General features: G+C 65.8%; 18 protein-coding genes, 1 pseudogene and 3 riboswitches. Of the genes and pseudogenes, 7 read left to right on the plus strand and 12 right to left on the minus strand.

Translation table 11 applies throughout. The features are described 5' to 3' along the window. Positions 1–54: 54 nt before the first annotated feature. From QFZ57_RS02660 to QFZ57_RS02680, 5 genes and pseudogenes are all read right to left on the minus strand, one after another. Positions 55–366 (minus strand): AzlD domain-containing protein, encoded by a 312-nt coding sequence (locus tag QFZ57_RS02660; protein ID WP_306628924.1) that lies wholly within the window; start codon positions 364–366, stop codon positions 55–57. Further along, positions 363–1,154 (minus strand): AzlC family ABC transporter permease, encoded by a 792-nt coding sequence (locus QFZ57_RS02665; protein ID WP_306628925.1) that lies wholly within the window; start codon positions 1,152–1,154, stop codon positions 363–365. Before QFZ57_RS02665 ends, QFZ57_RS02660 begins: the two co-directional genes overlap by 4 nt. After that, positions 1,151–1,651, minus strand: coding sequence for a DoxX family protein (locus QFZ57_RS02670; protein ID WP_306897735.1), 501 nt, complete (start codon positions 1,649–1,651; stop codon positions 1,151–1,153). The genes QFZ57_RS02665 and QFZ57_RS02670 overlap by 4 nt, the downstream gene beginning before the upstream one ends. Before the next feature lie 90 nt (positions 1,652–1,741). After that, on the minus strand, positions 1,742–3,139 hold the full coding sequence (locus QFZ57_RS02675) for a CoA transferase (protein ID WP_306897737.1): 1,398 nt from the start codon (positions 3,137–3,139) through the stop codon (positions 1,742–1,744). Positions 3,140–3,148: 9 nt separating this feature from the next. Continuing rightward, positions 3,149–4,049, minus strand: a pseudogene (locus QFZ57_RS02680) (glycerophosphodiester phosphodiesterase). Between the two features lie 49 nt (positions 4,050–4,098). On the opposite strand from QFZ57_RS02680, the gene QFZ57_RS02685 reads away from it, so the two are divergent. Beyond that, positions 4,099–5,460 carry a DUF445 domain-containing protein gene (locus QFZ57_RS02685; RefSeq protein ID WP_306628929.1) on the plus strand — a complete coding sequence of 454 codons (1,362 nt, stop codon included), beginning with the start codon at positions 4,099–4,101 and terminating at the stop codon, positions 5,458–5,460. 122 nt (positions 5,461–5,582) lie between these two features. On the opposite strand, the gene QFZ57_RS02690 is transcribed toward QFZ57_RS02685, so the two are convergent. From QFZ57_RS02690 to cycA, 4 genes are all read right to left on the minus strand, one after another. Then, positions 5,583–6,332 (minus strand): LamB/YcsF family protein, encoded by a 750-nt coding sequence (locus QFZ57_RS02690; protein ID WP_306897740.1) that lies wholly within the window; start codon positions 6,330–6,332, stop codon positions 5,583–5,585. Next, entirely contained in the window at positions 6,316–7,116 is an 801-nt protein-coding gene (locus QFZ57_RS02695) for a hypothetical protein (RefSeq protein WP_306632407.1), read from the minus strand. The genes QFZ57_RS02690 and QFZ57_RS02695 overlap by 17 nt, the downstream gene beginning before the upstream one ends. 163 nt (positions 7,117–7,279) lie before the next feature. After that, positions 7,280–8,161, minus strand: coding sequence for a formyltetrahydrofolate deformylase (gene purU / locus QFZ57_RS02700; RefSeq protein ID WP_306632408.1), 882 nt, complete (start codon positions 8,159–8,161; stop codon positions 7,280–7,282). Positions 8,162–8,220: 59 nt separating this feature from the next. Further along, positions 8,221–9,762, minus strand: coding sequence for a D-serine/D-alanine/glycine transporter (gene cycA / locus QFZ57_RS02705; RefSeq protein ID WP_306897742.1), 1,542 nt, complete (start codon positions 9,760–9,762; stop codon positions 8,221–8,223). Between the two features lie 51 nt (positions 9,763–9,813). After that, a riboswitch (glycine riboswitch) is annotated at positions 9,814–9,909 on the minus strand. Next, a riboswitch (glycine riboswitch) is annotated at positions 9,910–10,007 on the minus strand. 290 nt (positions 10,008–10,297) lie between these two features. Continuing rightward, positions 10,298–10,397: riboswitch (glycine riboswitch) on the plus strand. Positions 10,398–10,557: 160 nt separating this feature from the next. On the opposite strand from cycA, the gene gcvP reads away from it, so the two are divergent. From gcvP to lipA, 6 genes are all read left to right on the plus strand, one after another. Then, positions 10,558–13,410 carry an aminomethyl-transferring glycine dehydrogenase gene (gene gcvP, locus QFZ57_RS02710; protein WP_306897743.1) on the plus strand — a complete coding sequence of 951 codons (2,853 nt, stop codon included), beginning with the start codon at positions 10,558–10,560 and terminating at the stop codon, positions 13,408–13,410. Between the two features lie 11 nt (positions 13,411–13,421). Beyond that, entirely contained in the window at positions 13,422–14,558 is a 1,137-nt protein-coding gene (gene gcvT, locus QFZ57_RS02715) for a glycine cleavage system aminomethyltransferase GcvT (RefSeq protein WP_306897745.1), read from the plus strand. Between the two features lie 174 nt (positions 14,559–14,732). Next, a complete protein-coding gene (gene gcvH / locus QFZ57_RS02720) occupies positions 14,733–15,116 on the plus strand; it encodes a glycine cleavage system protein GcvH (protein ID WP_306897748.1) in 384 nt (127 codons plus the stop codon). A gap of 11 nt (positions 15,117–15,127) precedes the next feature. After that, positions 15,128–16,429 carry a serine hydroxymethyltransferase gene (gene glyA, locus QFZ57_RS02725; protein ID WP_306897750.1) on the plus strand — a complete coding sequence of 434 codons (1,302 nt, stop codon included), beginning with the start codon at positions 15,128–15,130 and terminating at the stop codon, positions 16,427–16,429. 158 nt (positions 16,430–16,587) lie between these two features. Continuing rightward, positions 16,588–18,015, plus strand: a complete 1,428-nt coding sequence (locus QFZ57_RS02730) for an L-serine ammonia-lyase (protein ID WP_306897752.1) — start codon at positions 16,588–16,590, stop codon at positions 18,013–18,015. 13 nt (positions 18,016–18,028) lie between these two features. Beyond that, positions 18,029–19,042, plus strand: coding sequence for a lipoyl synthase (lipA, locus tag QFZ57_RS02735; RefSeq protein WP_306897754.1), 1,014 nt, complete (start codon positions 18,029–18,031; stop codon positions 19,040–19,042). 119 nt (positions 19,043–19,161) lie between these two features. Here lipA and QFZ57_RS02740 read toward each other — a convergent pair whose 3' ends face one another. The 3 genes from QFZ57_RS02740 to QFZ57_RS02750 all read right to left on the minus strand — a co-directional run bounded on the left by QFZ57_RS02740 (position 19,162) and on the right by QFZ57_RS02750 (position 23,201). Further along, positions 19,162–21,507, minus strand: a complete 2,346-nt coding sequence (locus QFZ57_RS02740) for a glycoside hydrolase family 65 protein (RefSeq protein WP_306897756.1) — start codon at positions 21,505–21,507, stop codon at positions 19,162–19,164. Positions 21,508–21,647: 140 nt separating this feature from the next. Next, positions 21,648–22,385, minus strand: coding sequence for an HAD family hydrolase (locus tag QFZ57_RS02745; RefSeq protein ID WP_306628938.1), 738 nt, complete (start codon positions 22,383–22,385; stop codon positions 21,648–21,650). A 198-nt stretch (positions 22,386–22,583) separates the two neighbouring features. Continuing rightward, positions 22,584–23,201 carry an alpha/beta hydrolase gene (locus QFZ57_RS02750; protein WP_306897759.1) on the minus strand — a complete coding sequence of 206 codons (618 nt, stop codon included), beginning with the start codon at positions 23,199–23,201 and terminating at the stop codon, positions 22,584–22,586. Positions 23,202–23,298 lie beyond the last annotated feature (97 nt).

Raw genomic sequence — 23,298 nt, forward strand, 5'->3', positions numbered from 1 at the left:
GCCAACCCGCCTGTAAAGTGACCTGCGTCACGACTCTTGCCGGCGGGCACCCTGTCAGTTCCAGCCCAAAGCCCTCAGCAGAGCAGCTGTGCCGGCTCCGGCGATGACCACCACCAGGAAGGGTGCCCGGCACACCAGTGCGATCGCGGCCGCGGCAAGCGCCCCCAGCCTGGCGTCCGCGGCGAGTCCTTGGCCCGACACCACGGCGTTCACCACGGTCAGGGAGGCAAGCAGGCCGATGGTCACGGTGCCCGCAACGCGTGATATGCGCGGGTCCTCCAGAAATCGGGCGGGCACGAAATACCCCACGATTTTCCAGGCATAGGCAAGCGCGCAGGCCACAAGCAGCCAGATCCACAAGCTCATGCGCCTGCCCCCGGATCCGTGCCTTTCGTACTCTGCCCGTCCGTACGGGGGCCGCTTACCTCCCGGTGGTGGCCGGGGTGATGCCCGGCGTAAGGCTCGATGTCCGGCTCAAGGCCCTCGTCACGGCGCCCGTGGCTGAACCAGCCCATCAGGGCGGCCACCAAGGCAGCCACCAGGATGGGTACGCCAGCAGGCACAAAGGGAACGGCAACTACGGTGGCCACGGCGCACACCACCGCGATGGCGACGGGCTCCCTGCCCTTGAGACGCGGCCAGAGCAACGCCAGGAAAGCGGCGACGGCGGCACCATCGAGCCCCCACTGCTTGGGATCGCCCAAGCTGCTGCCCGCTACCGCACCCACGGCCGTGAAGAGGTTCCACAACACGTAGACGCCAATCCCGGCAGCCCAGAATCCACGCCGCTGCTCGGCCGGGTCCGTCTGGCCCGTACTGGTGGCTGTGGATTCGTCGATGGTCAGCTGCGCGCCTACGTACTTGCGCCAGCCGGTGGGCCGCAGCAGCGCGTTCAGCTGCATGCCGTAGATGCCGTTGCGCATGCCCAGTAGGGTCGCAGCGCCCATGGCCGCGATACCCGAACCACCACCTGCCACCACGCCGATGAATGCGAACTGCGAACCGCCGCTGAAGAGGAGCAGGCTCAGGGCCATGGTCTGCCAGAAGTTGAACCCGGATGTCACGGCGAGCGCCCCGAAGGACACCCCGTACAGGCCGGTGGCGATGCTGATGGAGATACCCACCCTGACCGCCGGCGAGGCCAACAGCTTCACATCCGTGCTCCAGTTCCAGCTGCCTGCAGCGAGGGTTTCCGCAGGCTCCAGGCCCACACGATCAGCGGCGCCTGGAGCGGCAGCCGGACGGTGTGTATCTTCCGCCGGCGGGGTGTGCCCTGCGGGCCGTATGCCCTTACGAGGGCGTCAACATGTCCTGCCAGGAAGGCGGTGAACATCGCCGTGAGGGCCGTGGCAGTCAGCTTTCGGGTAGGCGGCAGGATGATTCCGACGGCGGCTGCCAGCTCCAGCAGCCCGCTCACGGCGATCCACTCATCCCGCGACAGGATGGCCAGCGGAGGGTTGACTACAGCGTTTTTGTTCGTGCCGGGTTCCGGATCTTGGCCAAGTTCCGGATCCCGGCGGCAGAGATATTCCGGAACTATGTCGCGGTAAAAGCCGGGATCCCTGAAGTGCTTGCCCGCGCTGGCCAGCAGGGCTCCCATGGCAGCTGCGGACAGGTTTTTGACAGCACGGCCGGACCAGGGAAAAGACATGGAACCACTCAATCACAGCCGCGGCGGCGGCCAGAAACCGGTGGGTTAGGGCAGGCCGGCGACGGCGGAACCGCCGCGTGCGTGCGGCGGTCATGCCCAGGCCGGCGGCGAGCTTCCGTAGGGCGGTGGCGGGGACGGGTAGTCCAGCCGCTGGCCCGCGGCCATCAACGGCGGACCAACATAGCGGAGCTTTCCGTAGCTGCTGTCCATCCACCGGTATTCGGGTGCGGGCACTTCTGCCGGGCGTTCAGTGTTCTTTGGAAGGGAAAACAGTTCCTCGGCGGTGCGGGCAAGCGACAGGTGTGCGGAGCCACCCGTCCCCGCCTCCCGGCGTCCATCCAGAAGGCGGACGGCAGCCGCAGCAACGCCGTACCCTGTGGCGTGGTCCAGCGCCTGGACCGGAAGGGCACCTGGGCGCCATCCGCCGTCGTCGTTGTCCTTCCCGTAGACGTGCGCGATTCCGCAGGCGGCCTGGACGATGCTGTCAAAGCCGCGCGTACCGCTCCATGGCCCCGTGCTGCCCCAACTGTCGAGGGTGACCACCACCAGCCCGGGGTGCGATGCCAGAAGTTCCCCCGGGTTGAGCCCGAAGCGGCCAAGGGCGCCGTGCCGGTAGCCAGTAATAACGACGTCGGCACCGGCCACGAGCTGCTGGAGGTCGTGCCGGCTCTGCGGGAGCCCGAGATCAGCCTCCGCGCTGCGCTTGCCGAATGCCGTGTCCACGAACTGGTCTTCGATTTCCGGTAAGGCAGGCGGGTCGATCCGCAGGACGTCGGCTCCCAGCGCCGCCAGCAGGCGGGTGGCCACCGGCCCAGCGATCACCCGGGTCAGGTCCAAAACCCGCAGCCCGTCCAGGGCCCGCAGCCCGTCATGGGGCAAGCCGCTATGGGGCGGGCCGTCGACGTGCCCGTTACCGGCGCCGGAACCGCCGCCCGCAGCTGTCGCCGCTGCAAAATCCTGCAGCCCTAAACCGGCTGTGGTGCCGTTGGCGAACTCGAAGGCAACCCAGGGCCCGGAGCCCGCCGCCCGGCCCATGTCCGAGGCCAGCCATTCACTGCGTGTCCTGACGGCCGAGGCTATCCCGCCGTGGCCCTGGATGGCGGCCTCGGCCTCCAGGGCCGTCATGGAGCGAAGTTCCCGTTCAACCCCCTCCGCGGAGGTGGCACCCAACGCCTGCAGCAGCCGCTGCTCATGGTGCGGGTAGTTCGCGTGGAGCCGGATCCAGCCGTCGCCGGTGCGCCGGAAGCCGGAGAGGGGCGCGAAGCCTTGCGGTGCACGTCCGGCGATGCGCAGGTGTCCGAAGGAATCGAAGGCAGCAGCAGTGAGCTCGGGTGTGGTGCTGAAACGGCCAGGGGTGCGGGCATACAGGTTCAGCGCCGCAGCCGCGGCTCCTACGGACTGCAGTGCCAGGCCTTCGACGTCGAGCGGCCCGGCCCACCAGCGGCGCGGGGAATATGGACCCGGCGAATACAGGCGCGGGGTGCCCATGTGTCCGCCCTACTTTCCCTGCGGTGAGGCCATGTGGAGCTGGTCAAGGACACGGGCCGGCACGTTGGTGGTGATTTCCTGGATGCCCAGCTCCTGGCAGAGGGCCACGTCCTCCGGCGAGTCCACGGTCCACACGCGGAAGCGCCGGCCGGATTCCAGCCAGCGGCGAATGGTGCCGGGGCGCTCGCGGACATAGTCGATGCCAGGGCCCGCCATGCCCACCTCGCAGTCGTCCAGGATCTGTTCACCCTCCAGCTGCGTGGCCTTCATGAAGTTGGCGATGGCGCCGCCGGCAATTGGCCCCACGCCCAGTCCACCGCGGATCTCGTGGATGGTGAGATCGTCGACGAGCTGGCAAATGTACTGGGGCGGGACGGAGCGGAGCAGATGGCGGACGGAATCCGGACTGAAACTCATGAAGGTCACGGCCACGTTGTCCACCGTGGAGCTCCGGGGGTCCCAGCCCTCGCTGCGGAGGACCTCCAGCACCCGGTCCTCCAGTTTCAGCTGGTAGGGGCTGGGATGTTTCAGCTCGATGGCGAGCCTTACGGCGCGGCCCGCTCCACGGAGGACGTCCAGCAACTCAGGGAGGGTGAGGAGCTGTTCCGAGCGTGCCCCATAGGTTTCGGGGATGCGGACGCCCTTTCCAGGACGAAAAATCCAGCTGGTGCAGCTCGCGCAGGGTCCGTTCAGCCACCGGCCCCGTCCCGTCCGAGGTGCGGTCCAGGTTGGCGTCGTGGAGCAGGACCAGGTGCTGGTCCCTGGTCAGGTGGACATCGCACTCCACCCCGTCCGCCCCGTCAGCCAGGGCCTGCAGGTAGGCGGCGCGGGTGTGTTCGGCGTAGGCGCCGCTTGAACCGCGGTGGGCAAAGACCAGCGGCCGCTGCAGCACTGACTCGTCAATTGTCATGGACACACGGTAGCCGACCCGCCCCCGCCTTCGGGGCTAGGCTTGGCACATGCAGGTGAACTCTGAGGCAACTACTGGGCCAACCACGCTGGAAGACCCCACCGAAGCAGTGCAGCAGGTGCGGCCCGGCACCAAGGCGGCAGGCGCCGTCGTAAGCCAACAACTAAGTGCCGGTGACGCCGAAAAGGCGGCAGCGCTGCGGAAGATGAAGCTGCTGGCGCTGGGCCTGCTGATTGCCATGGCCGTGATTTTCGTCTTCGCGTTCGCGCTGCAGAAGGAGTATCCGTGGCTGCAGTACGTGCGCGCGGCGGCTGAGGGCGGCATGGTGGGCGCGCTCGCCGACTGGTTCGCCGTGACCGCGCTGTTCAAGTACCCCATGGGCATTAAGATCCCCCACACTGCCATCATCCCGCGACGGAAGGACCAGATCGGCGCCTCCCTGGGCGAGTTTGTGGAGACCAATTTCCTTTCTGAACAGGTGGTTCAGGACAAGCTGGCGAGCGTTAATATCGCCCGCCGGGCGGGTGTTTGGTTGGCCGCGCCCGGCGGCGCCGACAGGGTGGCAAAGGAGGGCGCAGCGGTCATTCGTGGCGCCTTCAAGGTTTTGAATGACGACGACGTCCAGGCCGTCATCGAGGGCATGGTCCGCAAGCACCTGCTCACGCCGCCGTGGGGGCCTCCGGTGGGCCGGCTGGCGGAGCGGATTTTCCATGACGGACACCATCACACGCTGGTGGACCTGCTGGTGGACCGCGCGGCGGACTGGGTGGACGACAACCACGAAACCGTAACGCACCTGGTGTCCGACCGGTCCCCCACCTGGGTTCCGCAGTTCGTGGACGGGCTGGTGGGCGACAAGGTCTACATCGAGATCCTGAAGTTTGTGCGCGCCGTCCAGGCGGACCCCCGCCACCAAGTGCGGCAGTCGATCGACAAGTACCTCAACGACCTCGCGCAGGACCTGCAGCATGATCCGGCAATGATCGCACGCGCAGAGGACATCAAGGCACAGGTCCTGGGTGACCCGGAGGTGCGCGAGCTCGCCTCGCGGACGTGGGGCACCGTCAAGAATGCCCTGCTTGGCGCCGTGGACGATCCCCACAGCGAACTCACCATCAAGTTCAAGGCAGCGGTGCGCGATTTTGGATCGCGGCTCGTGGAGGATCCGGAACTGGCCGGGAAGGTCAACGCCTGGATCGGCGACGCCGCGGGGTACCTGGTCAGGACCTACCGTTCGGACATCGCAGGGGTCATCACAGACACTGTGGCGCGGTGGGATGCGGAGGAAACCTCGCAGAAGATCGAGCTCCAGGTGGGCAAGGACCTGCAGTTCATCCGCATCAACGGCACCGTGGTGGGGTCCCTGGCCGGGCTGGCGATCTTCACGGTGGCGCACCTGATCTTCGGGTGATCTGTTGCCGCGGGCTTGCGACCCGGATAAATTCTGACGACGCGGAGGTTACTTTTCGCACCCCATATATGGGGTGCGAAAAGTAACCTGCGTAGCGCCAGTTAGCGTGGGTGTCGAAATTCCTACGCGAAGGGCTCAAGCCCTACGCCGGCAGCCTCAAGTCCTGCCCGTACGCGGGCGGCCAGCTCTATTGCGGCAGGGGTCCCGCTATGGAGCCGCAGCGAATCCGGCCGGACCGCAACCACCGTTCCGTCCACGGCCACCACTTCGCCCTTCGTAGCCAGGCGGACGGCGCGCTCAACCACTGCGTCGACGTCGTGCAGGACCGCATCCTCCCCGGACAGCGGCAGCAGACTGCCGTCGGCGAGGTAGGCCCGGTCGGCGAAGGCCTCGATGAACACGGGGTGCCCTGCCTCCTTGGCCTGCTTCAGCAGCTCCGAGCCCGGGAAGCCCAGGATGGGAAGGCCTGGATCGTAGGCGTTGACGGCCGCAACCACGGCCGAGGCCTGCTCGGCGTCGTGAATCAGCGTCTCGTACAGGGCTCCATGCGGCTTCACGTAGTCCACCGAGGCACCCACGGCGTGCGCCACGCCGTCGAGCGCGCCCAGCTGGTACAGCACGTCACCGAAAAGCTCATCGAAGCTCATCCCAAGCGCGCGGCGCCCATAGCCGGCCAGATCGCGGTAGCCCAGGTGCGCGCCGACGGTGACATCCAGTTCGTACGCAGCACGGCAGGTGTCCAGCATGGTGACGGGGTCGCCGGCATGAAGGCCGCAGGCCACGTTGGCGCTGGTGGCCAGCTGGAACATGGCCGGATCGCCTCCAGTGGTCCAGGCGCCGAAGGATTGGCCTACGTCAGCGTTGAGATCCAAGTATGTTGCCTTCCAGCGTCAGGTTGTCCGGCCCGGCAGCGGCGGTCAGCTCTCCGGGGATGGTGTCCGGCATCGGCCCGAACGCCTCACGGGCATTCCTGGCCACCGCACGGCCCATCACGAGGTTACCGGCTCCACCCACCACGGCCCCTATGCCGAACGGAAGGGCCCTGCCGAACAGTGCAGTTCCCTGGCGCTTGAGCAGGTTCTTGAGGAAAGCCGTCTGGATTCTCTTCCGGACGCTGCCGAATCCCGGCACCACCATGGACTTGGACAGCACGTTGCCCCAGGTATTGGTGGCGCTGCCGGATGCCTGCCCGCCGAGAGTTCCCAGGAGGGCTGTGCCCTCCTCACCGAGCATGATGGCCATGACCATGGTGCCGGCCTTCTCCGGATTGGTGAGGCGGATGCCGTGGAGTTCAGCAAGCGAGGTTGCGTAAAGTGCCGTCGCTTCCAGGAAACCCACGGTGGCGGCGGCGGAAAGTCCCAGCGACGCCACGGTCCCAACGCCGGGGACGACGGCGGTTGCACCCACCAGGGCGCCGCCGCCGGCAACAGCACGCAGGTAGTCACGCTCTGCGATGTCCGCCAGCTGCGCAGCGGTGGCCCGTGGATGCTTCTTCTGGAGCCGGCGGATGTAGCCAACCACCAGTGGGCGTTGGATCTGCACCGCCTTCAGGAGCATGTTGTGGACGCCGGGCTTCGGCTTGCCCTCCGAATCGAACATTGTTCTGTGGGCGGTTTCCTGTGCAATACGTACTGCTGGGTTGCTGCGCCGGGCCATGGTCACCTTCATTCAAATCGACCTGCAGCGGGTAGGCTGCCGTGCTCTTTCCATCCTATGTGGACAGACACTAAGCATGCTTAACTTTCCGGTCCGTGGCTCAGGACCGGGCCGCTGCTGCGGCAGATTCCGTGGGATCCTGACGCAGCAACAGGGATTGAGGTCAGCGCAGGACCACGGTCCGGCCGCCGGACAGGATGACCCGGCCTTCAGCGTGCCAGCGCACGGCATTGGTCAGGGCGCGGCACTCGGCATCCTTGCCCACCCGCACCAGGTCGGCCGGCGTGTAGGTGTGGTCCACCTCGATGACCTGCTGGGAAATGATCGGTCCCTCGTCAAGCTCGGAGTTGACGTAATGAGCGGTGGCGCCCACCGTCTTCACACCCCGCTCGTAGGCCTGGTGGTAGGGCCGGGCCCCCTTGAAGCTCGGAAGGAACGAATGGTGGATGTTGATGGCCCTCCCACTGAGCCGGGAGGTTGTGCCGTCACTGAGAACCTGCATATAACGTGCCAGCACCACCAGTTCCACACCGTACGCGTCCACCAACTCAAGCAGCCGGGTTTCCGCCTCGGGCTTCGTTTCCGGCGTGACCGGGATCAGGTGGAACGGAACGCCGTGCCATTCCGCAAGGCCGGCCGTGTCCGGATGGTTGGAGACCACCGCAACGATTTCCACCGGCAGGTCGCCGTCCCGTGCCCGGACAAGGAGGTCGTTCAGGCAGTGCTCGTATTTGGACACCATCACCAGGATCCGCTGCCGGCGGCTATGCGGCTCCAGCCGCCATTCCATGCCCCAGTCCCCCGCAACGGGACCGAACCGCTCGCGCAGCATCCCGCCGTCGAACTCTTCCTGTGCGGTGAAATGCACCCGCATGAAGAACTCACCCGATGCCTTGTCACCAAACTGCTTGATGTCCACGATGTAGCACTCCTGCGCCAGGAGGAACGTGGCTACAGCCTGGACGATGCCCAGCGAATCCCGGCATTTGAACGTGAGGATGAAATCGGTGGCAGGTGACGGTGCACCCTCGGGATCGCCGGGCATTCCGGCCGGCTGTGCGGCGGGCTGTGCGGCGGACATGACAGTTGCTGAACCGCCGGCCGTCATTTCCTGGCCTGCTCAGCCTCGTGCGCAGCAGGATCAGCATCCCGGCCCGCGTTCCGCCCGACGGCGGCTTCGTCGGCGCGAAGCTCAGCCCGGAAGACCTCGAAGCGGGCCAGGTGCGCGGGCCGGCGCCGCAGAATGGCCCATGCCACGCCGAGGACGGCGAACCAGATGGGCGTTACCAGCAGGGCGATGAGCGTGTCCGGCTGGGTTGTCAGGGCCCAAAGGACGAAGGCGAAGAACGCGTAGACCACCCACACTGCGGGGATGCCGCCGGGCATCTTGAACTTGGAAGCCGCGTGCAGGTGCGGGCGCCGGCGCCGGAAGGAGATGTAGCTGGCCAGGATGATCGACCAGACGAAGACGAAGCAGACGGCTGACACGGTGGTGACCATTTCGAACGCCTTGCCAATATCCTGGCCGGCATACATGAGTACGACGCCGGAGAGCAGCAGGACGCAGGACAGGAACAGTGCGTTGCTGGGCACCTTCCTCCTGGACAGGCGGCTGAAGAGGTTAGGGGCATCGCCTTCCTGGGCGAGGCCGAAGACCATGCGGGAGGTGGAGTAGATGCCGGAGTTGGCGGAGGACATTGCCGAGGTGAGGACCACCAGGTTGACCACAGTGGCTGCGGCGCCGAGGCCGGCCAGGGAGAACATTCCGATGAAGGGGCTGTGGCCTGCGGCGAACTGTGTCCAAGGGGTGACGGCCATCAGGATGATCAGCGCGCCAACGTAGAAGAGCAGCACGCGGACGGGGATGGCGTTGATGGCCCTGGGCAGGGTGCGCTCGGGGTTCTTGGCCTCGGCGGCCGTGGTGCCCACCAGTTCGATGCCTACGAAGGCGAACACTGCGATCTGGAATCCGGCCACGAAGCCCATGAATTCGTTGGGGAAGAACCCGCCGTGGCTCCACAGGTTGGTGAAGCTTGCCGTGCCCGCGTCGCTCTGGAAGCCGGTGAAGATCATGAAGAGACCCACGATGATCAGGGCAGCGATGGCGATGATCTTGATGAGGGCGAACCAGAACTCGGTCTCGCCGAAAGCCTTGACGGTGGCGAGGTTCAGCAGGAGCAGGATGGCCACCGTGGCCAGGCCCGGGATCCAGAGCGGCAGGGCCGGCCAAAGTTCCCGTGAGTAGCCGGCGATGGCGATGACGTCCGCGATTCCGGTGATCACCCAGCAGAACCAGTACGTCCAGCCGGTGAAGAAGCCTGCCCAGGGCCCCAGGAGGTCAGCTGCGAAGTCGCTGAAGGACTTGTAGTTCAGGTTGCTCAGCAGCAGTTCGCCCATGGCCCGCATGACGAAGAAGAGCATGAAGCCGATGATCGTGTACACGAAGATCACGGATGGGCCGGCCGCGGAGATGGTCTTGCCCGAGCCCATGAAGAGGCCGGTTCCAATCGCGCCGCCGATGGCGATGAGCTGGATATGCCGGTTGGTAAGCTGCCGCTCCAGGTGGGGAGGCTCGCTGCGGGCTGCCGTGGTGGCGCCGTGATTGCGGGCTGGTTCGCCGTTGGACGTGGGGGGATGAATCGCCATGAGGAACTCCATCGATAAAGCGGCTTCTTGGGTGCCGCAAAAGATTTGGTTCCTCCCCGCTCTGTTGTGGACCTGAGAGTTTCCGCAGCCAAAGCCGCTTGCACCGTCGGTGAGCCAGGGACATGCCTGGCTGCTTTCCAGAGTTGCCTGTCCGCGGCGGTACGGGGGCCTGAGAGTTTCCTGGGGAGGATTTGCTCCTACGGCGCCTGCTGGATGTACCGGCAGGGCTCTCCCGCCGCAGGTCGAAGGCGTGTTCAGTTGGAAGCCGCAGCCTTTTGGGCCACAGCCGTCATGCGATGGGATGGGCGCCGGCAACCAGCCGCTCCGGATACGCTGAGCCAGCCACTGGCAGGCGCCGATCCCGGGGTTCAGTGTGGTGTCCGTCACGATCGAATGTCAAACCCCTCCCGACACAAAGCAGGTGCCAGCGCGCTTCAGATGCCGGGTCCAGCCCCAAACGCTGCCGCCGATTTGCCAGAGGGCCGCATATCCCGATACCTTGTGAGCCGAATCACCCACATTTGAATAAGCCTTTCGAGCTGTGACGGGAGAGTCCTCCCGGCATCCACCGGGCAGGCGCCGTAGGAGCAAATCCTCCCCAGGAATCTCTCAGGCCCACGTACCGTCATGGCGAGGCGACTCTGGAAAGCAACCGGGCTTCAGTCCGGTTCACCGACGGTGCAAGCGGCCCCCTGCCAAGAGCAGGCAACGCGGAATCTCTCAGGTCCAATACAGAGCGGGGAGGAACCCATCACACGCCGTGCCACCTCAGGCCGGCCAGAACCGGAGTTCCTCATGACGATTCAATCGCTTCCAACATCGTTTGTTGACCGCCATATCGGCGCGCGCCGCCAGGCCGACGTCGACACCATGCTCAAGGCCGTGGGCTACGACAGCGTGGATGGCCTCGTGGACGTTGCCGTTCCCGCCTCCATCCGCCAGGAAACCGCGCTCAAGCTGACCGACGCCCTCAGCGAGGTGGAGGTCCTTGCCGAGCTCCGCCGGATCGCGGGCAGGAACAAGACCGCTGTCCAGATGATCGGCCAGGGCTACTACGACACCGTGACCCCGCCGGTGATCCGCCGCAACATCCTCGAATCCCCCTCCTGGTACACCGCCTACACCCCGTACCAGCCGGAAATCTCCCAGGGCCGGCTTGAGGCACTGCTGAACTTCCAGACCATGGTCCAGGACCTGACGGCCCTACCGGTGGCCAATGCCTCGCTGCTGGATGAAGCAACCGCCGTGGCAGAGGCCGTGCTGCTGATGCGCCGCGCAAACAAGACCAAGCCCGCGGCCGACGGCAAAACGGTTATGGACGCCGACTGCCTCCCGCAGACCATCGCCATCGTCAAGGGCCGCGCCGAAGCCCTCGGCTTTGACGTGGAAGTCGCCGATCTCTCCCAGGGCCTGCCGGAAGGGACCATCAACGGCATTGTGCTGCAGCAGCCCGGCGTCTCCGGCCGGGTCTGGGACCAGTCCGCCGTGATCACCGCAGCGAAGGAGCGCGGCGCGCTGGTCACCGTTGCCGCGGACCTGCTGGCCCTCACCCTGATCACTCCTCCGGGTGAGCAGGGCGCGGACATCGCCGTCGGCTCCACCCAGCGTTTTGGCGTGCCGTTGTTCTTTGGGGGACCGCACGCCGCCTACATGGCCGTCCGGAAGGGCCTGGAACGCACCCTTCCAGGCAGGATCGTGGGTGTCTCCAAGGACAACGCCGGCGCACCCGCCTACCGCCTGGCGCTGCAGACCCGCGAGCAGCACATCCGCCGCGAGAAGGCCACCTCCAACATCTGCACCGCCCAGGCGCTGCTGGCCATCGTTTCCTCCTTCTACGCGGTCTACCACGGCCCGGACGGGCTGAAGGCGATCGCCGAGACCGCCCACCACAAGGCGAGGGTCCTGGCTACCACCCTCACGGCCATGGGCCGCGAACTCGTCAGCGATTCATTCTTCGACACGCTCACGGTCCGCGTCCCGGGCAAGGCCGCCAAGGTGGTCACCGCCGCCGAAGGCCGCGGCATCAACCTGCGTTTCATCGACTCCGGCACGGTGGGCGTCTCCATTGATGAGACGACGACGGCGGCAACACTTTCCGCCGTCGCCGTCGCCTTTGGCGCCGGTCCGGTGGGTGACGCGCAGGGTTTCGAGCTGCCCGAAGAAGTGCTGCGCACCTCGGCGTACCTGCAGCACCCGGTCTTCAACACCCACCGGTCCGAAACGCAGCTGCTGCGCTACATCCGCAAGCTTTCCGACCGCGACCTGGCGCTGGACCGCACCATGATCCCGCTGGGCTCGTGCACCATGAAGCTGAACGCCACCGCCGAGATGGAGGCCATTTCCTGGCCGGAATTCGCCTCCATCCACCCGTTCGCCCCGGACTCCCAGACCGAAGGCTGGCGTGAACTCATCGCGGACCTGGAAGCGGACCTCACCACGATCACCGGCTACGACCAGGTGTCCATCCAGCCCAACGCCGGCTCCCAGGGCGAACTCGCCGGGCTCCTGGCGATCCGCGGCTACCACCACTCCCGGGGCGAGGCGCAGCGCAACGTCTGCCTCATCCCGGCCTCCGCCCATGGCACCAACGCCGCCTCCGCCGTGCTTGCAGGCATGAAGGTCGTCGTCGTCGCCACCGCGTCCGACGGCACCATCGACCACGACGACCTGACGGCCAAGATCGAAGCCAACAGGGACGTCCTGTCCTGCATCATGATCACCTACCCGTCCACGCACGGCGTGTACGACGGGGACGTCCGCGAGGTCTGCGACGCTGTCCATGCTGCCGGAGGGCAGGTCTACATCGATGGCGCCAACCTGAACGCGCTGGTGGGCCTGGCCCAGCCGGGCAAGTTCGGCGGCGATGTCTCCCACCTGAACCTGCACAAGACTTTCTGCATCCCGCACGGCGGCGGCGGACCCGGCGTCGGCCCGGTCGCAGCCAAGGCGCACCTGGCACCCTTCATGCCCGGCGACGCCACTAAGGCTGCCCACGAGGATGGGCACGGGGTCGCCATCAGCGCGTCCCGGTTCGGTTCGGCCGGCGTGCTGCCGATTTCCTGGGCCTACGTGAAGCTCATGGGCGGCGAGGGACTGACCGAGGCCACCAAATCCGCGCTGCTGGCAGCGAACTACGTGGCCTCCCGGCTGAACGAGTACTTTCCTGTTCTCTACACGGGCGAAAGCGGCTTGGTTGCCCACGAGTGCATCCTGGACCTGCGTGAACTCACGGCCAGGACCGGTGTCACCGCCGAGGACGTGGCCAAGCGGCTGATCGACTTCGGCTTCCACGCCCCCACCCTGTCCTTCCCCGTCGCCGGCACCCTGATGGTGGAGCCCACCGAGTCCGAGGACCTGGCGGAGATCGACCGATTCATCGAAGCCATGATCACCATCCGCGCCGAAATCCAGCAGGTGGCCAATGGCCACTTCACACTTGAGGCATCGCCGGCGCGGAACGCACCGCACACGGCGGCCGCCGTCGTCACTTCAACCTGGGACCGTGCCTACCCGCGCGAGCAGGCCGCCTTCCCCGTTGTGTCGCTGCGGCAGGACAAGTACTTCCCGCCCGTGGGGCGCATCGACGGCGCAGCCGGGGACCGGAACCTGATCTGCTCCTGCCCGCCGCTCGAAGACTTCGAAAACTAAGGACCGGCACCATGACCGAGAACTACACCGCCCTTTACGACGAGCACAAAAAGCTCGGAGCCTCGTTCACGGACTTCGGCGGCTGGCAGATGCCGCTCAAGTACGAATCCGAACTCGCCGAGCACCACGCTGTCCGCAGCGCTGCCGGCCTGTTCGATCTCTCCCACATGGGCGAGGTCTGGGTGACCGGCCCGGACGCCGCCGCCTTCCTGGATTACGCCCTCGCAGGGAAACTCTCCGCGGTGGCTGTTGGAAAGGCGAAGTACTCGCTGATCTGCGATGCCGACGGCGGCATCATCGACGACCTCATCACCTACCGCCGGCCGTCCCCCGAAGAGGGCATGGACAAGTACCTCGTAGTGCCCAATGCGGGCAACGCCGCCGTGGTAGCCAAGGAACTCCTGGCACGCTCCGCCAACTTTGACGTCACAGTGGAGGACGCCTCTGCGGAGACTTCGCTGATCGCCGTGCAGGGGCCGAATTCCGAAGCGATCCTCCTGCAGCTGGTCCCGGCCGAACAGCACGGACTGGTCGCGGAGTTGAAGTACTACGCCGCCGTCGAGGTGGAAATCAACGGGCAGGACCTGTTGTTGGCCCGTACCGGCTACACCGGCGAGGACGGCTTCGAAATCTACATCCCCAACGGGGACGCAGCCGGCCTGTGGGAAGCGCTGCTGGAAGTTGGCGCCGGCCACGGGCTGATCCCCGCCGGGCTTGCCTGCCGCGACTCCCTCCGTCTCGAGGCCGGGATGCCGCTCTACGGCAACGAACTCTCCCGCCGCACCAACGCCTACGCGGCCGGGCTGGGCCCTGTGGTGTCGCTGGCAAAGGAGAGCGACTTCGTGGGCAAGGAAGCCCTGGCCGCCATCAAGGCCGCAGGAGTCGGTTCAACCATGGGGCAAAAGCTGGTGGGCCTCAAGGGCACCGGACGACGGGCCGCCCGAGCCCACTACTCCGTCCTGAAGGCCGGCAGCCTCGTGGGGGAAGTGACCTCCGGCCAGCCCTCCCCCACCCTCGGCTACCCCATTGCCATGGCCTACGTTGACGTCGAATTCGCAGAAGTCGGCACCATGCTGGACGTTGACCTTCGCGGCAAGCCGGAGCGCTTCGAAGTGGTAGCTCTCCCCTTTTATAAGCGAAGCAAGTAACAACGTGCGCACCGTCGCTCCAACCTTTCGGCAAGTGAGTGACTACGCCCATGGTGGCTGAGCGGATTCCGGAAGCGTGCGTCAAAGCGACGAAGGAGCAGCACGCGGAGGAATTCGGTCAGACGCCACCCAACTGAACCACGACCTGTTTTTGATGAGTAAGGAAAATAGATAATGAGCAAAGTTGTTTCTGAACTGAAGTACTCCGCCGAGCACGAGTGGGTTGCCGCTGACGGAGCCGGACCTGCGGGGATCGGAATATCTGCCGTCGCCGCCGATGCCCTGGGCGACATCGTGTACGTGGACCTGCCCGAGGTGGGCTCCACCGTTACCGCCGGCGAGACCTGCGGCGAGGTGGAATCCACCAAGTCCGTCTCCGACCTTTACGCTCCGGTGACCGGTGAGGTCATCGAGATCAACGACGGCGTGGTGTCCGACCCCGCCCTGATCAACACCGATCCCTACGGGGCCGGCTGGCTCTTCAAGGTGGCCGTTACAGAGGAAGGCCCGCTCATGTCGGCCGAGGAATACGCAGCAGCGAACGGCGGCGAGCTGTGAGCGGCGCTGGCATGACCACAACAGCAGCCTTCGAGCAGGTAGTCTCCCCGTCCCTGGACGCAGACCTGTCCGCCCTGGATCCCGAGATCGCCGTAAAGATCGACGACGAACTCACCCGTCAGCGTGACGGCCTGGAGATGATCGCTTCCGAGAACCACACCGCCGTCGCCGTGATGCAGGCGCAGGGTTCGGTGCTGACCAACAAATACGCGGAGGGCTACCCGGGCAAGCGCTACTACGGTGGCTGCGAGCACGTGGACGTCATCGAACAGCTCGCCATCGATCGGATTAAGGCACTGTTCGGCGCGGAGTTCGCCAACGTGCAGCCACACTCCGGCGCTCAGGCCAACGCCTCGGTGATGCACGCGCTGATCAAGGCGGGCGACACCATCATGGGCCTGAACCTGGCCCACGGCGGCCACCTCACCCACGGAATGAAGATCAACTTCTCCGGCAAGCTGTACAACGTGGTGCCGTACGGCGTCCGCGAGGACACGCACACGGTGGACATGGCCGAGGTGGAGCGGCTGGCCCGGGAGCACAAGCCGCAGCTGATCGTTGCTGGCTGGTCCGCCTACGCCCGCCAGCTGGACTTCGCCGAGTTCCGCCGGATTGCCGACTCCGTGGGCGCCTACCTCATGGTGGACATGGCGCACTTTGCTGGCCTCGTGGCCGCCGGGCTGCACCCGTCGCCGGTGCCGCACGCCCACGTCACCACCTCCACCACGCACAAGACCCTCGCTGGTCCGCGCGGCGGCATCATCCTGACCAACGACGCCGACATCGCCAAAAAGATCAACTCGGCTGTGTTTCCCGGTCAACAGGGTGGCCCGCTGGAGCACGTCATCGCCGGCAAGGCCGTAGCGTTTAAGATCGCGGCTTCGCCCGAGTTCAAGGAGCGCCAGGAACGCGTCCTGGCCGGCGCCCGGATTTTGGCCGAACGCCTGGTGCAGCCCGACGTCAACGCCAAGGGGATCTCTGTGGTCTCCGGCGGCACCGATGTGCACCTGGTCCTGGTGGACCTGCGCAACTGTGAGCTCGACGGCCAGCAGGCCGAGGACAGGCTTGCGGAAATCGACATCACGGTCAACCGCAACGCTGTCCCCTTCGACCCGCGGCCGCCGATGGTGACCTCGGGTCTCCGGATCGGCACCCCGGCACTGGCCACGCGCGGCTTCGGTGAAGCAGCCTTCCGGGAGGTTGCGGACGTCATCGCCGAGGCATTGATTGCCGACGCCGGCGCGGACCTTTCCGGGCTGCGTCACCGCGTCGAGGCTTTGGCTTCTGCGCATCCGCTCTACCCGGGCCTGTAATCCCCTGCGGGACCGTCGGACCGGACATTTTCACGCGTGCTGCTCCTTCGTCGCTTTGACGCACGCTTTCGAAAAGTCCGGCTCCGCCAGCCCCTCGTGCCCACGTCGCCTTGGTGACGCTCTACCCGCCCGCTACACGACTAGTAAGGAATCCCACCATGGCCGTTGGCGTATTTGATCTCTTTTCGATCGGTATTGGCCCTTCCAGCTCCCACACTGTGGGGCCGATGCGGGCTGCTGCCGTTTTTGCGGAGGAGCTCAAGGGCCTGGGCAAGCTCGCGGAGGTGGCCTCGCTGCGGGTGGACCTTTATGGTTCCCTCGCGGCGACGGGGCATGGGCATGGCACAATGACCGCGGTCCTGCTGGGGCTGGAAGGGTTCCATCCGGAGCTCATCCTGCCCGACGAGGTGGAAGAACGGCTGGTCGCCATCGCGGAGACCGGGATGTTGCAGCTCGCCGGGGCGGTGTCCTTGCCGTACGGGGTGAAGGATATGGTGCTGCGGCCGCTGACTGTCCTGCCCCGCCACACGAACGGCATGACCTTCACGGTGTCCGACGCCGAGGGCAACGTCCTGCACGCCGCCACGTTTTTCTCGGTGGGCGGCGGCTTCATAGTGCGCGAGGGCGAGGAGGACGCCGCCCAGCAGGAACTCGAAGAGTCCAAGAAGGAACTGCCGCTGCCGTTCCGCACCGCTGCCGAGCTGCTGGAACACTGCCGGGAAACCGGGCTGGGCATCAGCGACGTGATGCGGGTCAATGAGGAGGACAGCCGTACTCCCGGGGAAATCCGCGAGGGCCTGCTGCACATCTATTCCGTGATGGAGGGCTGCGTAGCCACCAGCCTGAAGCGCGAAGGCGTGCTGCCCGGGGGACTGAAGGTCCGCCGTCGTGCCCCGGACTGGTACGACCGGCTGAAAAAGGAAAGTTCACGGCCGGACTGTAAAGGCCAGGACCAGGACTTCTACGACCAGAAGTATTGGCAGGAGTGGGTTAACTTGATCGCCCTTGCGGTGAACGAGGAGAACGCCTCCGGCGGTCGCGTGGTCACCGCGCCGACCAACGGCGCGGCAGGGATCATCCCTGCAGTGTTGTTCTATGCGCTGCACTTCGCCCCGGGGATGGAGAACGCCACACAGGAGGACCGCGACGACGTCGTGGTGAAGTTCCTGCTCGCCGCCGGCGCCGTCGGGGTGCTCTACAAGGAACAGGCCTCCATCTCCGGGGCGGAGGTGGGCTGCCAAGGCGAAGTGGGTTCGGCGTCGTCGATGGCGGCCGCCGGACTCGCGGAAGTGATGGGCGGGACCCCTGCCCAAGTGGAGAATGCGGCCGAGATCGCGATGGAGCACAACCTGGGCCTGACGTGTGATCCGATCGGCGGGCTGGTGCAGGTTCCCTGCATCGAACGAAACGCGATCGCCGCGGCGAAGGCCATCAACGCCGCGAAGATGGCGCTCTGGGGGGACGGTTCGCACCGCGTCTCGTTGGACGAGGTCATCATCACCATGCGCGAAACGGGCAAGGACATGAGCTCCAAATACAAGGAAACGGCCATGGGCGGCCTCGCCGTCAACGTCGTCGAATGCTGAAGGAAGTACAGAAATGACATTGGCACCTGAAGGCCGGAAGATGCTGCGGATCGAGCAGCGCAACGCTGCGGTCCCGGTGGAGCGCAAACCGGAATGGATCAAGGCCAAGGTCCAGATGGGCCCGGAGTTCGTCGGGCTGAAGAACCTGGTGAAAAAGGAAGGCCTGCACACCGTCTGCGAAGAAGCCGGCTGCCCCAACATCTTCGAATGCTGGGAAGACAAGGAAGCCACGTTCCTGATCGGCGGCTCCGAATGCACCCGCCGCTGCGACTTCTGCCAGATCGACACCGGCAAGCCCTCACCCGTGGACCGGTTCGAACCCACCAAGGTGGCCCGCTCCGTCCAGTCCATGGCCCTGCGCTACGCCACCGTCACCGGGGTGGCCCGCGACGACCTCGCAGACGAAGGCGTCTGGCTCTACGCCGAAACGGTCCGCAAGATCCACGAACTGAACCCCGGCACCGGGGTGGAACTGCTGATCCCGGACTTCTCCGGCAAACCCGACCACATCAAGGCGATCTGCGACTCCGCCCCCGAGGTCTTCGCGCACAACGTCGAAACCGTCCCCAGGATCTTCAAGCGGATCCGGCCCGCGTTCCGCTACGAACGCTCCCTGGACGTCATCACCCAGGGCCGGAACCTGGGCATGGTCACCAAATCCAACCTCATCCTGGGCATGGGCGAAACCCGCGAAGAAATTTCCGAAGCCCTCCGCGACCTCCACGAAGCAGGCTGCGACCTGATCACCATCACCCAGTACCTGCGCCCCTCCGAACGGCACCTGCCCGTGGACCGCTGGGTCAAACCCCAGGAATTCGTGGACCTCCAGCACGAAGCCCAGGAGATCGGCTTCCTCGGCGTCATGAGCGGACCCCTGGTCCGCTCCTCCTACCGCGCCGGCCGCCTCTGGGCCACCGCCATGCGCAAAAAGGGCCGCGACATCCCCGCCGAACTCGCCCACATCGCCGACGGCATCCAGGACTCCGGCACCACCCGCCAGGAAGCCGCCACCCTGCTGGCAGGCTAAGAACTTGCTAAGCGGCAGGAATGGGTGGAACGCACGACGGCGGCAGGATACCCAGGCGGGCCGGCGGGACTACCTGCCGGCCCGCCGTCGGACGGGTACCCCTGAACCTGGCAACCCGCTCAGCTGTTGCCGCGCACCACGGGGATGCTCGCCGTCGGCAGTCCGCTCGGGAAGACCGTGGGCTCCGGTTCCGGGACGCGCTCCAGTGGCACCTGCACGGGCTGGCCCGCCACAGTGAGGCGCTGGCCGCGGACATCCACCTCCAGCGGCCCGCCCTCCTGGACCGTCAGCGTGATGGCGCCGGCCGCAAGCTGCACCAGCAGCAGGCGGCCCCGGATCTTCAGGTGGAAGGCGAGTCCTTCCCATTCGGCGGGCAGGCGCGGATCGAAGAACGGGACGCGGCCCTGGTCACGCATCCCGGCGAAGCCGCATACCAGCGAGCTCCAGACTCCCCCGGTGGAGGCGATGTGCACGCCGTCGATGGTGTTGCCGTGCGTGTCGTCAAGGTCGATGAAGACGGCGCTGGTGAAGTGATCCAGGGCTTCCTTTGAATAGCCCACCTCGGCGGCCATGATTCCCTGAACACAAGCGGACAGGGTGGAGTCGCCCGTGGTGATGGGATCGTAGAAGTCGAAGGCGCGCTGCTTTTCCTCGGCTGTGAAATCCTGCCATTGCAGGAACATGGCCAGGACCGTATCCGCCTGCTTGAGGACCTGGTGGCGGTAGATCACCAGCGGGTGGAAGTGCAGCAGCAGCGGGTACTTGGACCGCGGCGTGGTCCAGTCCCAGGCCTCCAGGGTCATGAAGTCGTTGTCCTGGGAGTGCACCTGCATCCGCTCGTCGAACGGCAACTGCATCCGGCTGGCCGCGGCCTCCCACAGCTGGCGTTCCTCGTGTGAGATGCCGGCGTGCTCAAGCGCGGCCGCTGCGCGCAGGTTGAAGCGGGCCATGACGTTCGTGTAGAGGTTGTCGTTCACCACCGCCGTGTACTCATCAGGACCCGTAACGCCGTGGATATGGAACTGCCCGTCCTTGCCGAAGAAGCCAAGGGATATCCACATCCGGGCGGTCTCGATCAGCAGCTCCGCGCCCATTCCTTCCCGGAAAGCGGAGTCGCCGGTAGCCCAAAGGTACCTGTTGGTGGCGAAGGCAATCGCGGCCGCAATATGGAACTGGGCCGTGCCGGCGGCGTAGTAGGCACTGGCTTCGAGCCCGTTAATGGTGCGCCAGGGGAAGAGTGCGCCGTCCACGCTCAGCTCCTTGGCCCTGATTTTTGCTTCGGGGAGCATGCCATGGCGGAACTCCAGGACCTGCCGCGCGCCGTCGGGATTCGTGTAGGTCAGATACGGCAGGAGGTACACCTCCTGGTCCCAGAAGTAGTGCCCCTCGTAGCCGGAACCAGTCACGCCTTTGGCGGGGATGCCGGCGACGTCGGCCCTCGCCGTGGCCTGGGCGAGCTGGAACAGGTTCCACCGGATGGCCTGCTGCAGGCCTGGGCGCCCGCCCTCAACCACAATGTCGGATGTAGCCCAGTAGTCACGGAAGTGGGCAACACTTTCGGCAAAGATGTCATTCACCGGACGTAACGCCTCTTCCGCCACCGCGGCTGCGTCGATGTCCGGGTCCTGGACGGTGCGGCCGGCCGCGTAGCTGACGCTTTTTTCCAGCCGGAACGGATCGTAGGCGTCGACTGCAAGAACGTACCGGACGCTGCTGTCATCCTGGTCCACCAAGGTCTCGAACGGCTGGTGACCGGCGGAGGTCCAGTGGTCCACCGCGATCCCCACCCGCTGCTTGGATTCGGCCGCCTCCCAGGACAGTCGCAGGGAGCCGTCGCCGCCGTCGAGCCGCACGGGCAGCAACACCCGTCCGGCGTGCCGGCCGGCCCTGCGCGGATCATGCACGGAGTGGTCTTCCACCGGCTGGTCCTGGCGGTTGATGACTGAGGAGGTGACGTCCAGGGAGACCTGCCGGTCCGTGGCCACCTCCAGGGAGATGGCAAGACTGCCGCGGGATGCGTAGCCAACGGCACGCCGTTCAGTGGTGGTCACCGTGGCACCGGACCGGCACTGCCAGGTGATCCTGCACTCGTAGATGCCGGTGGAGAAATCGACGGTCCGCCGGTAATCGAGTACCTCGGATTCGGCCAGGCTCAGGCTTTCCCCGTCCACCACCACCGTGAAGTTGTTGGCGTCCGGGATGTAAAGGATGCGCTGCCCCGTCCGGGCGAACCCAAAGGCGTTCTCCGCATGCTTGATGTCCCAGATTTCGTGCAGCCCGTTGATGAAACTGCCCGGCAGTTCCGCGTCGGCCGCCGACCAATGGGAACCCCGGATCCCCAAGTGCCCGTTTCCCAGGGCGAACAGGGTTTCAAGGGCACCCGCGCTGCCGGTCTCGTGGCGCGTTTCAACGAGTTGCCAGGGGGTGTCGGGGAACCGTTCGCGGTCCGCGGTGATCAGTGCCATGGTCGGGGTCCTTTTGGCCTTGCCGTGCTGCCGGGCAGGCCGGCACGGAGTATTCGGGGGAAGAGTGGTATTCGGACTTGAGCTGCCCGGGGAAGCAGCAGAGTTGCCCGGGGAAGGCAACAGGGGGTCTGGCGGCGGGTTTAGGGGATGAGTTCCTGAAGGTCGTCGACCACCAGGGTGGCCCCGGCGTCCAGGAGCGTCTGCCGCCCGGCACCGCGGTCCACCCCGATGACCAAATGGAACGATCCCGCTTGTCCGGCCTGCACGCCCGACACCGCGTCTTCCACCACAACGCACTCGGAGCTGGGCAGGCCCAGCAGTTTGGCTGCATATTCGTAGGTGTCCGGGTTTGGCTTGCCGGGCAGCCCCTGCGCTGAAGCCACCACGCCGTCCACCACGACTGCAAAGTGGTGGCTGAGTCCGGCGGCCTTCAGAACGGCGGGGGCGTTGCGGGAGGAGGAGACGACGGCGACCTTGAGTCCGCGGTCCAGCGCGGCCTGGAGGAAGCGCACCGAGCCCTCAAACGGTTCGACGCCGGCGCTCACGATGTCATTGAAGATCGCGTTCTTACGGTTGCCCAGGCCCTGGACGGTTTCGTTGTCAGGGGCATCATCCAGCGGGCCTTCCGGCAGCTTGAGCCCCCGGGAGGCCAGGAAGTCGCGCACTCCGTCAAAACGGGGCTTGCCGTCGATGTGGTCGAAGTAGTCGCTTTCGCTGTATCCGGAGACCCCGGGCTGCGAGGACAGGTAACCGTCGAACAGTTCCTGCCAGGCACGCTCATGCACGGTGGCCGTGGGCGTCAGCACCCCGTCCAAGTCAAACAGGATCGCTGCCGCGCCGGTCCAGGCGGCGGTATCAGCTGCAGTTTGTTGTGTCATCGGCAGTGCGATGTCCTCTCGATTTGCGGACTGGCGGCACTGCCGGGGCGGCCTGCAGGAGGGTACTGCTGGCGCGGCATGCGCGCAGCATCGCTTCCTGTCCGCCCACTGCAGGACCGACTATGGCCGTAGACGAGTGTAAGCGCTTGCAAATTTGACTTGCAAATGTTTTTTATGGCTGACGCATTTGCCTGCGGCTCAGCGCAGTACGTAATGGCGCAGGAAGGCGCTGACGTCCACCATTTCCGTCTTTGACATGGCATGCCCCATCCCCGGGTACGTCCGGGCCGTCAACAGGGTGTTTTCTTCCAGCCATTCCTCGGTGTAGGCCACGGCGTCCTCGTTGATCACCAGGTCCGCCTTGTCCCGGCCCCAGAAGAACGGGGGTTTAGCGTCGAAGGAATCCGTCACCGTGAGGAGCTCGTTGTTGAGTACGAAGCCGGACAGGCCCACAACGGCCTTGTAGTCATCCGGATGCAGCCGCAGGAGCGTGGTCGCCATGGCCATGCCCTGGGAGTACCCCATCAGGCTGACGCTGCTGTGCTGGTCTTTGACGGAGCTGATCCAGGCCTGCACTGCGTTCGCGGCCGAGATGACGTCGGCGAAGTCGTTTGCCAGGAAGTAGTCGAGCAGGAACCAGCCCCAGTGGTCGCCGATCGGCATCGGGGCACGCAGGGCCGCGAAGGTGAACTCCTGCGGCAGGTAATCGAAGAGGCGTACCATCCGCGACTCATCCGTGCCGTAACCGTGCATCATCACCAGCAAGGGAGTGCCGGCGCGCTGGCCTTCCGGCTTTGACCACACAACTGTTTCCACCGGACAAGCCTAACGAGGTAAGCGCGCCGTACCGGCCGGGTCATTGAATCCGGAATCACCGGGAGGTAGCGTGACGCTTGACAGACAGCAGGCTTAG

The organism is Arthrobacter sp. B1I2 (assembly GCF_030816485.1).
Lineage (GTDB): Bacteria > Actinomycetota > Actinomycetes > Actinomycetales > Micrococcaceae > Arthrobacter.

Bases quoted from the DNA above. Each gene is read 5' to 3' on its own strand.
- QFZ57_RS02740 (WP_306897756.1), bottom strand. From the start codon at position 21,507: ATGGCACTGATCACCGCGGACCGCGAACGGTTCCCCGACACCCCCTGG.
- QFZ57_RS02660 (WP_306628924.1), bottom strand. From the start codon at position 366: ATGAGCTTGTGGATCTGGCTGCTTGTGGCCTGCGCGCTTGCCTATGCC.
- lipA (WP_306897754.1), top strand. From the start codon at position 18,029: ATGACATTGGCACCTGAAGGCCGGAAGATGCTGCGGATCGAGCAGCGC.
- QFZ57_RS02685 (WP_306628929.1), top strand. From the start codon at position 4,099: ATGCAGGTGAACTCTGAGGCAACTACTGGGCCAACCACGCTGGAAGAC.
- gcvT (WP_306897745.1), top strand. From the start codon at position 13,422: ATGACCGAGAACTACACCGCCCTTTACGACGAGCACAAAAAGCTCGGA.
- purU (WP_306632408.1), bottom strand. From the start codon at position 8,161: ATGCCCGGCGATCCCGAGGGTGCACCGTCACCTGCCACCGATTTCATC.
- glyA (WP_306897750.1), top strand. From the start codon at position 15,128: ATGACCACAACAGCAGCCTTCGAGCAGGTAGTCTCCCCGTCCCTGGAC.
- QFZ57_RS02670 (WP_306897735.1), bottom strand. From the start codon at position 1,651: ATGTCTTTTCCCTGGTCCGGCCGTGCTGTCAAAAACCTGTCCGCAGCT.
- gcvH (WP_306897748.1), top strand. From the start codon at position 14,733: ATGAGCAAAGTTGTTTCTGAACTGAAGTACTCCGCCGAGCACGAGTGG.
- QFZ57_RS02695 (WP_306632407.1), bottom strand. From the start codon at position 7,116: ATGGCCCGGCGCAGCAACCCAGCAGTACGTATTGCACAGGAAACCGCC.
- gcvP (WP_306897743.1), top strand. From the start codon at position 10,558: ATGACGATTCAATCGCTTCCAACATCGTTTGTTGACCGCCATATCGGC.
- QFZ57_RS02730 (WP_306897752.1), top strand. From the start codon at position 16,588: ATGGCCGTTGGCGTATTTGATCTCTTTTCGATCGGTATTGGCCCTTCC.
- cycA (WP_306897742.1), bottom strand. From the start codon at position 9,762: ATGGCGATTCATCCCCCCACGTCCAACGGCGAACCAGCCCGCAATCAC.
- QFZ57_RS02675 (WP_306897737.1), bottom strand. From the start codon at position 3,139: ATGGGCACCCCGCGCCTGTATTCGCCGGGTCCATATTCCCCGCGCCGC.
- QFZ57_RS02745 (WP_306628938.1), bottom strand. From the start codon at position 22,385: ATGACACAACAAACTGCAGCTGATACCGCCGCCTGGACCGGCGCGGCA.